Raw genomic sequence first — 10,783 nt, 5'->3', positions numbered from 1 at the left:
AGATGTGTATAAGAGACAGAACATGTTCTGGATCGGCCAAGTCTGGCGGATAGACGATTTTGTTATTGACATCAAACAAACCAGTTTGTGGAGAAAAAGTAAGCTGTGTACCGTATAATTGCTTTCCTCCACTATTGCGCTGCACACGGTCGTATAAATAGGCGTAATTCCTTCTTAAAGCTTGACCTTTCTTAGAAATTTTGTCTAAAACGGGAAGTAGCTGCTGCTGGAAGGCAAGGTCTTTATCGGCATGCTGGATCAGCACAAAAAAGTTGTTCGAAGTTTCTTTACCAATCATCTTGAAGGTAGGATAACCATATTTGGCATAGATATCCTTTACGATTTGTATGTTGCGCACAAAGGTCTCATTTTTTAATGCTTCCTGTTTTTTGATGCTGTCTGCAGGAGCACTTTGCTCGAACAGCTCTTTAAGTTTAAGTTGCACCGATTGGTCTACCTTATAAAGGCTATCAATGGTTTTGGCCAGACGTGGATTAGTTTGTGCGGCTGCTTTAAAACCTATCAAGGCAACAACAATTACATATAGCTTTCTCATGTTCCAAAATTAGCAACTGGTTTGACTGTAAAATTGTACGGATGTAAACTAGATGTACAGCCAGAGGTTTTCTTGTTTGGTCATTGCTTTTTCAAAAAATGCCTTTGGCGAAAGCGAAGTAAGCTCCTTCACATCCCTTATAAAATGAGACTGATCATAGAAGAAATTGCCCAACGCCAACTCGGTTAAGTTTTTAGCCGCTGCACTGGCTGCTACTGCGTTTCTAAAGCGTTGGATCTTGCGGAAATCGGTTGGTGTTTTGGCCAAATGCCTTAAAAAAAGCCTGTTTATGTACTGTCTTGAGATCTTGAGATCTGTTGCAATAGCCGAAATGCTCTTGCCCTGCTCAAGTTCATCAAGCATTTGCAAAAGCAATTGATCGATTTCGAATGCTTTTTTCGATAGCCAATATTGCTCCAATAATTTGATCTGCCCGCTCCTATCCGAACTATCCAATATCTTGCCCATGACCTCCTCAAAATCGGCAAAAGGCATAAAATTGCCAAAGTTGGTTGTTTGGTGATAATTGGCCGATGAAACAAAAGCATGTAACCCTAACGGCTTAAAATAGATGGTGAGTTCATTAACAGGCCCCTGGTATTTAATCCGCAAGGGTGCAGTATAGTTGCAGGTTAAGTTGGATTGAAAATTTGTCAGGTTTGTTGGTGTGCAATCTGCATAACCATCGGCCACCGTTACTTGCGAACCAACGAGTACAGACAAAATGAAGAAATTATTCGGAAATGTGTAATAGCTCAGTTTTTCGCCTCTTTCGGTTCCATACAAGAAATAATACCCTTCAATAAAATCAAAAAGCGCAGGGTCTGTTGGACGATAGAAATCGAGTTTCATAGGAATTAAGAAGCTATTGCTACAAATAAAAGGATATTTTCATCAAAGTGTTTCATCCAAATTACCAAATCAATAGAAACTGCATATTTTTTTGATCAGCTTATTTAAGGAACCTAAAATTCAGTACGCCTCCTTAATCGAAAAAAACAAGCAATAATATATTTTTCGCTAAAACAGCTGGCATTAAAAATGTGGCACGCCCTTTGTTAAAAGTAATGCGAGAGCGTTAATTTAGAAATGGGGCCAAAGTCATCCTTGACTAAGGCCTCATTCTTTATAAGGGTTTTCTTTAGGCATATTCAAACAAGGCCTCCGCCCAACCTTCCAGCTCCATCCAGCCATTAATTATTGTAAATCAACGCGGTAATTAAACCTGGCTCGCCCCTGTTAAGTCAAAAAACTTTATTTGAATTTAATTGAGTAACTTTAAGCAGTTAAATGCGTTATTTGTACCAGTACTTTTAACACAATTTAACAGATAATATTTTACGTTTTTTTCATCTTTATCCCATGTTTAAAGAAATAAAAAATAAATACATTCGCTATATCACGATTTTTATCTTCTTTGTCATTTTATTCTTCTGCGCATTACAGCTCAACTTTTTATGGCTGTTTGGCTATTCTCCCACTTATACCGATATCAAAAAGCCTGCCCAGCGCGTAGGTTCTGAGCTTTATACGGCCGATGGCGTGCTGATTGGACGCTACTTTAAAGAGAACAGAACGCCGGTAAAATTCAACGAAATATCGCCCAGTGTCATCCATGCCTTGGTAGCCACCGAAGATGTACGCTTTTACAAACACAACGGCATCGACATCCAGGCATTAGGACGCGCCGTAGTAGGCATGGGCAAAGATGGCGGCGCCAGTACCATTACCCAACAGCTGGCCAAGAACCTTTACCGCATCCGCTACAACAAATCGCAGGGTTTATTGGGCCGGCTTCCTTTGGCCAGAACCTTAATTCCGAAACTCAAGGAATGGATGACGGCCATTAAGCTAGAATCAAACTATAGCAAAAACGATATCATTACCATGTATCTCAATACGGTGTCGTTTGGCAACAATACTTACGGCATCAAAACCGCTTCGAGAATTTATTTCAACAAGCAGGCCAATGAGCTTGATGTGCCCGAAGCAGCTGTTTTGGTGGGCATGCTAAAGGCTACAACTTCTTACAACCCGATCAAAAACCCTGAAAAATCGTTCGAAAGAAGAAATGTAGTGCTTTCGCAGATGAACAAATACAACTATTTGAGCAAGGCCGATCTCGAAAAATACAAAGCCGTACCCTTAAAAATAGAACAAGGCAACGTTGACGATGGCAGCGATGGCGATTCTTACCTGAGGGCTGCCGTAGACAAATACCTCGAAAAGTGGTGCAACGACAACAATTACGACCTTTATGAAGATGGTCTTAAAATCTATACCACTATCGATTCGAAATTGCAAGGCTATGCCGAAGAAGCCGTAAAAGACGAAATGCGTATCTTGCAAAGAAGGTTTTACAGCGTTTGGGGCAATGAAGATCCTTGGGAAGATTCAGAACGCAAAAAAGTAGACTACCCCGAAAGGGCCAAAAGAAACCTGCCCATCTATGCCCTGCTGCAGAAAAAATACAACAACAATACCGACTCGATAGACGCTTATTTTAACAAAAAGAAAAAGATGAAAATCTTTTCCTACAAAGGCGATCGCGATACTTTGTTTTCTACCATGGATTCGATCCGCTACTACGGAAAAATCATGAACACCGGCATGATGACCATGGAGCCTAAAACCGGCAAAATCAAAGTTTGGATTGGAGGCATAGACCATAAATTTTTCAAATACGACCATGTTAACCAAGCCAAAAGACAGGCTGGCTCTACCTTTAAGCCTTTTGCCTATTTGGCAGCCTTGGAAAGCGGTATGAGCCCTTGCGACAAATTTACCGACAAGCCAGTTAAAATAGCCTATCAAGACAAAGGCAAAACCGAATATTGGGAACCTAAAAATGCCGATTGGAATAATACTTACCAAGAAATGTCGCTGCGTTGGGCCATGGCCAAGTCGGTTAATACCGTGACCGCCCAGGTAACCGAAAAAGTGGGCTGGGACAATGTGGTTAAATGGGCACACGAATGTGGCATCGAAAGTCATTTGCAATCGGTACCCTCGGTAAGTCTGGGGCCAAATGATGTTTCCGTGTTCGAAATGGTAAAGGCCTATGGCACCTTTTTAAACGAAGGCGTAAAAACCGACCCGATTTTGGTAGAACGCATTACCGACCAAGAAAACAATATTATTGAAGAATTTACAGCCAAAACCAAGCGCGTACTGAGCGAAGAAATAGCCTGGCTCATGTTGTACATGTTTAGAGGCGGCATGGATGAACCTGGAGGTACCTCAAGGGCCTTGTGGGAATGGGATCTTTGGAAAAAGAACAACCAGATTGGCGGTAAAACCGGTACTTCTTCAGATTATGTAGATGCCTGGTATATGGGCATTACCAAAGACCTTGTTACTGGTATCTGGGTGGGTTGCGACGAACGTACGGCCCACTTCAAAAACGGCGAGCAAGGCGAAGGCTCGCGTACCGCATTGCCTATTTTTGGCAAATTCATGGAAAAGGTTTACCACGATCCGAACAGCGGCTATACCTACGGGCCATTCCCTAAAGCCAAGGTGCCGATCACCAGAAACATCGACTGCCCTACTCCGGTACAGCAAACCGATACCACAGCTACAGACAGCACGCAAATAGATTCTCTGGCTATAGCTACGCCTATCATAGAAGAACAACAACCTGTACAGCCAAAAGCAGAACCCGAATCGCAAAAAGTAGAGGAAAAAAAGACTACCGAACCACAGCCTAAACAACAACAAACACCGCCAGCTACCGCCCCGCTAACGAGGAAGGAAGAGCGCGAATTGAAAAGAAAACAACGCCAAGAAGAAAAAGAGAGAAAGAAAAACGGAGGCGACAACTAAGCCCAGCAAACCGCACTTCCTCAATTTTCGTAACTGAATATAATATAAGCTTATGTCCTAAAAACTATAACATATGAATAGAAATGCTACTTTTCGAAAAAGATCATGGCTCGTCTTATTGCTTATGCTTGTATCTGCCATTTCGGTGCAGGCCCAGTACTTTGGACAAAACCGGGTAAGATACAAAAATGCCGATTTCAAAGTGCTGCAGACCCCCCACTTTGAAATCTATTATTACATTAAGAATGAAAAGCTGCTCAAGAAGTTCGCACAAGATGCAGAAACCTGGTACAAGATGCACCAAGAGGTTTTTCGCGATACCTTCTTGAAGAAAAACCCAATCATTCTTTACAACAACCATCCAGACTTCCAGCAAACAACCGCGTTAAATGGCGACATCAGCGTAGGTACTGGCGGGGTAACCGAGGCCTTAAAAAACCGCGTGATTATGCCCGTTTTGGAACTGAACAGCCAAACCAGACACGTTTTAGGACACGAGTTGGTGCACGCTTTTCAATACCATGTGCTGCTGGAAAAAGATTCGATCAGCTTAGAAAATATTGGCAATACGCCCTTGTGGATGGTAGAAGGTATGGCCGAATACCTTTCGGTAGGCAAAAAAGACGCTTTTACCTCGATGTGGATGCGCGATGCCTTGCTCAACCGCGACATCCCCTCGCTCAAAGACCTCACCAACTCGAACAAATACTTTCCTTACCGATACGGCCAGGCTTTCTGGACCTTTGTAGGTTCGCTTTACGGCGATACCACCATTGTGCCCTTATTTAAAAACACAGCCAGGTTTGGTTACGAGAATGGCATCAAATACACTTTCGGCTACGACGACAGAACCTTGTCGGGTTTATGGAAAAATGCCATCGAACAACATTATCGCCCTTTGCTAAAGGCGGATAGCTCGCAGATTAAGATTTCAGGGGCCAAAATCATCGACAATAAAAATGCTGGCAACATGAACGTAGCCCCGGCGATTAGTCCGGACGGCAAATATTTGGCTTTCCTTTCAGAAAAAGACCTGTTCGGTATCGACTTGTTTTTAGCCGATGCAAAAACAGGCCGGATCATCAGGAAACTGAGCAGCCAAATCTCCAATTCGCATATCGACGATTTCAACTTTATCGAATCGGCCGGAGCTTGGTCGCCAGATGGCAAACAGTTCGCCTTCAGTATTTTCAGCAAAGGCAGAAACCAGCTGCTTATTGTAAATGTTGATAATGGAAGTACCGTTTTGCAAACCGGCATGGGCGAAGTAGAACAATTTGGCAACCTCACTTGGTCGCCTGATGGCAAGGAAATTGCCTTTTCGGGTATGGTTGAAGGACAAAGCGATATCTTTTCATACAATTTAGCGACCAAAGCGGTTACCCAAATCACCAACGACGAGTATTCCGACTACGCACCGAACTTTTCGCCAGATGGCAAAAAGATCATCTTCTCTTCAGACCGTGCTGCCATTATGGGTGGCAACATCAATGCGGTTAATCCCATCAACATGACTATTTACGATATTGCCAGCAAAACGCTGACCAATATCCCGGTTTTTCCGGGCGCCAACAACTTGAACGCCCAGTTTTCTGGCGACAGTAAACGTGTTTTCTTCCTCTCAAACCGCGACGGTTTCAGGAACCTCTACGAATACACCTTGGATAACGGCACCGTAAAACAATTAACCGATTATTTTACCGGCATCAGCGGCATTACGGAGTTCTCCCCTGCCATTACCGTTTCTAGAAACGACGATATCATTTACAGTTATTATCGCTACCAACGCTATACTTTGTACAATTCGCCATTGAGCAACTTCAAGGCTAAAAGCGTAAATCCGCAGGAAGTTAATTTCGATGCGGCCATTTTGCCACCGATGGAAAATTCTGGCGTAAACATCATTAACTCTAACTTGAGCAATTTTGAGCGTTTTGAAAAAACCGTTCCCGATTCACTAAAAACCATTCCTTACAGACCTAAATTCAGGCTAGATTACCTGGCCAATAGCGGTGTTGGCGTGTCGACGAGCAGATTTGGAACAGGTGTACAAGGCGGTATCATCGGGATGTTCAGCGATATTTTAGGCCGAAACCAAATCATTGCCAATATTTCTGTCAATGGCGAAATCTACGACTTTGGTGGCCTGGTTGGCTATATCAACCAAAAAAGCAGGATCAACTGGGGCGTTGCGCTTTCGCACGTGCCATACATTACGGGTTTCAGAACCTATGGCGCCTACAATCCGGCCACGGGTGGCGATCCCATAGACACCATCAGTACCAATATTCTACGTACGTTCGAAGACAAGGCCGAGCTTTTCGCCTCTTATCCGTTCAATAAGGTACATCGTTTCGAAGCAGGCGGTGCTTTCTCGCGCTACAGCTACCGCTTGGATCGCTTTAACGAATACTATCAGGATGTAAACGGTTATGCCGCTTACTATTTGGGTTCAGACCGCAAAAAGGTATCTACCTCAGAAGCATCTAATTCATTGGGTGTGCCATTAAAGCCGTTCTCGGTATTCCAGGTTAACGCATCGTTTATTGGCGATAATTCCATATTCGGGGTAACAGCGCCATTAGATGGCTTCAGGTACAGGATTGGTGCCGAACAGTATTTTGGCGATTACAAATTCAGCGCAGTTACTGTTGACGTGAGGAAGTATTTCAGGGTGAAACCTATTACCATTGCGGTAAGATCATACAACTACCTGCGTTTGGGCAAGGATGGCGAAAACCTCTATCCGCTTTATGCCGGATACAATTACCTGATTAGGGGTTACGAGGCCAGCTCTTTCTATAACATCAGAAACCAGAGCCTAGGCAGTTTCGATATCGACCAGCTATCGGGAAGCAAGCTGGCGGTATTCAATTTCGAGCTTCGCTTACCATTTACCGGGCCGAAAAAACTGGCTCAGATTCCTTCAAAATTCTTGTTCACCGATTTGAACGTTTTCTTTGATGCAGGCTTGGCTTGGAACGAAGACAGTAAAGTAGCTTTTAAGAGTCAACCGACCTACAAAACCGTTCCCGTAACCGATTCTCAAGGTAATCCCATCTTAGACAGCAACGGCAAACAGGTAACCACCCAAATTGCCAACGAAAGAGTGCCAGCCATGAGCGTGGGCGTATCTGTAAGGGTAAACGTATTTGGCTATTTTGTATTGGAGCCTTACTATGCCTTTCCTTTCCAACGCAAGGAAGTGAAAAACGGCGTGTTTGGTGTAACCTTTGCCCCGGGTTGGTAAACAACAAGCTTTATTGACAGTTTGCCGTTAGTATACGGTGTACATAACATAAAAAGCGTCCTGATATTCGGGACGCTTTTTTTATTGAAACGATTAACTAATTATGGGCTACTTTGATGTAGGAAGGAATTAAATAAACTATCCATCCCCTACATTTATGCTTTTCCGCTCAGCCAGAACACCTGCCATGGGCGATACCAAAACATCATTACGACATTAAAGGCAGGGCCACCTGGGTGTTGATCCTTGGTTGGGAAAGGATATGCTCAAAATCCAAACCGATGGTCAGATCAATCCAATCAGGATTGCAAGAGCGTACCATGCGTTCTTTTTGCATACGGGTAAAGCGGCTTACCAGCTTAAAACGGTTTAAGGCCTGGGCTTCGGTTTTAAATTCTTCGAAATAAACCAAACGGGTTAGCTGCTGGCCGCTATCAAAAAATAAATTAGGCATCTGCTTATAGAAATCAAGTGTTTTGATCAGGTCTGCACTCATTCCTACATGTAAACTTGTACGATTTCTGTCGGTTACGATATAAACAAACTTTTGCATGATAACGGCTTTTAAAGGTTAAAAACTAAATTAATTAGATAATTTCTTGTACTTTCAATAAATATTACTAACTTTATTGGCACAATAATACTAACAATTTTAGTAAAAACAAATTTATTTTAAAATTATTTTTATGTCAAACATTTCATCAAACCTCAAATACCTTAGAAAGAAAAAAGGCCATACACAGCAACAATTTGCTGATTTAATGGAAATTAAGCGATCATTAATTGGCGCTTACGAAGAAGACAGGGCTGAACCGAAATACGACTTACTAAAAAAAATAGCAGAATACTTTGACCTCACCATTGATGAATTCATCAATGAAACCATAAACGACAATTGGAAACCAAAACCTAAAAGCCAAGGTTCTAATTTGAGGATATTGAGCATTTCTGTCGACCAAAACGACAACGAAAACATAGAATTGGTCCCGGTTAAGGCCAGCGCAGGCTACCTTAACGGCTTCTCCGATCCGCAATACATTCAAGACCTGCCTAAATTCCAATTGCCATTGCCTGCTTTGAGACAGGGTACTTTTAGGGCTTTTGAAATCATGGGCGATTCGATGTTGCCTATCCAGCCGGGAAGCATAATCATTGGCGAGTACATGGATAACTGGAACGACGTAAAAACCGGCGAAACCTATATCGTCATCAGCAAAAATGAAGGCGTGGTTTACAAAAGAGCCGGTAACCGGTTTAAGGAAAACAAGGAACTGAAACTGGTATCAGATAATAAGGTATACGATGCCTATGCTTTACCCGCCGAAGACATTTTGGAAATCTGGAAAGCCAAAGCCTATATTTCTACGGCATTGCCAGAGCCTACGCCAGAACCAACCATCGAAACCTTATCGAGCATGATGGCCCAAATGCAAAAATCGATTTCTCAGCTGAACAAAAATTAACAAATTTTAACAAGTCGTTATTTAAACTCTCTCCCATTTTTTGCATCTATGCTATAAAACACCAATTAATTTAAAAACAGATGAAAAAGATAATTTACACAGTAGCCTTGGTTGTAATGGGAGTTACCGCCAGCTACGCACAGCAAGCTGGAAAACCAAAATTAAGCGCAGAGCAGCGTGCCGAAAAGGCAGCCGTTGCCATGCAACAAAAACTGTCGCTTACCGACGATCAGAAACAAAAAATACAGCAGATCGAATTAGACCGCATTAAAAAGAACGACGAATGGCGTGGCCAGGACAGAAGTGTTATGAAAGACAAAATGGAAGAGCGCAAAGCTTTTGCAAAAGCCAATAAAGATAAAATTGACGCGGTTTTAACTGCCGACCAGAAAAAAATCCTAGAGAATTCTCGCCACGAAATGAGAGACAAGCTAAAAGACAGAAAAGGCAAAAGAGGTGGTCGCCCGGACGACAAAACCCCTCCGCCACCTCCAGCTTCAAATAATTAATTCATTTTTTAAAAAGGTGCTGCATATATTTATTTATGCAGCACCTTTTTTATTTAGATTTCGCCAGCAAATCGGGGTAATCCGAAATAATGCCATCTACCTCCAAAGCCCTGAGCTTTTTCATATCGTCGATGGTGTTTGCCGTCCATGGAATAACCTTAACCCCAGCCTCGTGGGCTTTCTTCACCATATCTTCGGTTACAGTGTGCCACTCCGGACTCAAAATAAAAGGCTTAAAGCCCAAATCGGCTATATTCTCTTCAAACGTTTTTTTATTGGCAATCAGAAACGAGGTTTTAACTTCCGGATATTTCTCGTGAATCAGTTGAATGGTTCGCTTATCGAACGACTGGATTACGACATAAGGCGTAATTTTCTTCTTTTCAATCACATCCATCAGCAATTTCACAAAAACCGATGGCTCGGGATTGGTTAGCCCATCTCCCGCCGGACTGCATTTGGTTTCGATATTGTAGAAGAACTGCTTGCGCTTGTTTTTCTTGATATCGGCCTGAACCGCATCGATCAAATCGCTGAGCAAAGGTATATGGGTTTTGACTTTTTCTTGTTGCGGAAAGCCTGCCAAGGGTTTTGTACCCAGATCAAACGATTTCAGGGTTGGGTAATCCATTTGAAAAACCGGATATTTTTTGGCATCACTAGTCGGAATTTCCTGGCCATCAGGCGTAAGCATGAAGCTTGGGCTCAGGTAATCGTCGTGCGTTACCACAACCTGCTTGTCTTTGGTAATGTGCGTATCCATTTCTAAAGTGGTAATGTCATCGATTTTCATGGCATTGAGCATAGCTAAAATGGTGTTTTCGGGCCATAGGCCTCGCCCACCACGATGCGCTTCGGCACTAAAGGCCGGAAATTTAACGGTTTGAGCACTCACTTGCGAAGAATAGCTTAAAGCAGCGATTAGGCCTAAAGATAGTGTTTTTGCAATTTTCATTTGTTCTGGGTTCAATAAGCAATGAGCCATTAAAATTAATGGCTCATTAATGCTTTAAATTTCGGTAAACGCTATTAGCAAAAGATTAACAAATCCTAAACTTTGCAATTAGTTGAAGAGATAGCTGCTTTAACATTGAGGCGAAACAGCTTCTCTATTACCTATTGGTTTCAATGCCATTTTTAACATTAAGGCATTAAGTTCCATGAAGATAAAATGCGGCCT

At 42.5% G+C, this 10,783-nt stretch carries 8 protein-coding genes; 4 read left to right on the top strand and 4 right to left on the bottom strand.

The genetic code is table 11. The features are described from left to right. Nucleotides 1–556 (bottom strand): DUF6624 domain-containing protein (locus JHD69_RS13300; protein ID WP_199140830.1); only part of this gene is annotated, 556 nt, incomplete at its 3' end. Nucleotides 557–604: 48 nt separating this feature from the next. Further along, nucleotides 605–1,408 carry a helix-turn-helix domain-containing protein gene (locus JHD69_RS13295; protein ID WP_199140829.1) on the bottom strand — a complete coding sequence of 268 codons (804 nt, stop codon included), beginning with the start codon at nucleotides 1,406–1,408 and terminating at the stop codon, nucleotides 605–607. A 510-nt stretch (nucleotides 1,409–1,918) separates the two neighbouring features. Between JHD69_RS13295 and JHD69_RS13290 the strand changes: the two genes are divergently transcribed. Next, on the top strand, nucleotides 1,919–4,381 hold the full coding sequence (locus JHD69_RS13290; protein ID WP_199140828.1) for a transglycosylase domain-containing protein: 2,463 nt from the start codon (nucleotides 1,919–1,921) through the stop codon (nucleotides 4,379–4,381). Nucleotides 4,382–4,505: 124 nt separating this feature from the next. Continuing rightward, entirely contained in the window at nucleotides 4,506–7,631 is a 3,126-nt protein-coding gene (locus JHD69_RS13285) for a DPP IV N-terminal domain-containing protein (RefSeq protein ID WP_233165903.1), read from the top strand. A gap of 208 nt (nucleotides 7,632–7,839) precedes the next feature. On the opposite strand, the gene JHD69_RS13280 is transcribed toward JHD69_RS13285, so the two are convergent. Further along, on the bottom strand, nucleotides 7,840–8,184 hold the full coding sequence (locus JHD69_RS13280; RefSeq protein ID WP_199140826.1) for a GIY-YIG nuclease family protein: 345 nt from the start codon (nucleotides 8,182–8,184) through the stop codon (nucleotides 7,840–7,842). Nucleotides 8,185–8,317: 133 nt separating this feature from the next. Between JHD69_RS13280 and JHD69_RS13275 the strand changes: the two genes are divergently transcribed. Together JHD69_RS13275 and JHD69_RS13270 are read left to right on the top strand one after the other, a co-directional pair. Further along, nucleotides 8,318–9,094: an XRE family transcriptional regulator gene (locus JHD69_RS13275; protein WP_199140825.1), complete on the top strand. Its 777-nt coding sequence runs from the start codon at nucleotides 8,318–8,320 to the stop codon at nucleotides 9,092–9,094. Between the two features lie 80 nt (nucleotides 9,095–9,174). Next, complete coding sequence (locus JHD69_RS13270) at nucleotides 9,175–9,603, top strand: hypothetical protein (protein ID WP_199140824.1); 429 nt, start codon at nucleotides 9,175–9,177, stop codon at nucleotides 9,601–9,603. Nucleotides 9,604–9,652: 49 nt separating this feature from the next. On the opposite strand, the gene JHD69_RS13265 is transcribed toward JHD69_RS13270, so the two are convergent. Next, entirely contained in the window at nucleotides 9,653–10,558 is a 906-nt protein-coding gene (locus JHD69_RS13265; RefSeq protein ID WP_199140823.1) for a glycerophosphodiester phosphodiesterase family protein, read from the bottom strand. Nucleotides 10,559–10,783: the final 225 nt, after the last annotated feature.

It is taken from the genome of Pedobacter sp. ASV12 (assembly GCF_016429155.1).
Classification (GTDB): Bacteria; Bacteroidota; Bacteroidia; order Sphingobacteriales; family Sphingobacteriaceae; genus Pedobacter.
Note: the sequence above shows the minus strand (reverse complement) of the source record. Positions and strands in the feature narration are given on the sequence as shown.

Excerpts from the sequence above, each read along its gene's own strand:
- JHD69_RS13275 (WP_199140825.1), top strand. The coding sequence starts at position 8,318 with ATGTCAAACATTTCATCAAACCTCAAATACCTTAGAAAGAAAAAAGGC.
- JHD69_RS13295 (WP_199140829.1), bottom strand. The coding sequence starts at position 1,408 with ATGAAACTCGATTTCTATCGTCCAACAGACCCTGCGCTTTTTGATTTT.
- JHD69_RS13290 (WP_199140828.1), top strand. The coding sequence starts at position 1,919 with ATGTTTAAAGAAATAAAAAATAAATACATTCGCTATATCACGATTTTT.
- JHD69_RS13270 (WP_199140824.1), top strand. The coding sequence starts at position 9,175 with ATGAAAAAGATAATTTACACAGTAGCCTTGGTTGTAATGGGAGTTACC.
- JHD69_RS13285 (WP_233165903.1), top strand. The coding sequence starts at position 4,506 with ATGCTTGTATCTGCCATTTCGGTGCAGGCCCAGTACTTTGGACAAAAC.
- JHD69_RS13265 (WP_199140823.1), bottom strand. The coding sequence starts at position 10,558 with ATGAAAATTGCAAAAACACTATCTTTAGGCCTAATCGCTGCTTTAAGC.
- JHD69_RS13280 (WP_199140826.1), bottom strand. The coding sequence starts at position 8,184 with ATGCAAAAGTTTGTTTATATCGTAACCGACAGAAATCGTACAAGTTTA.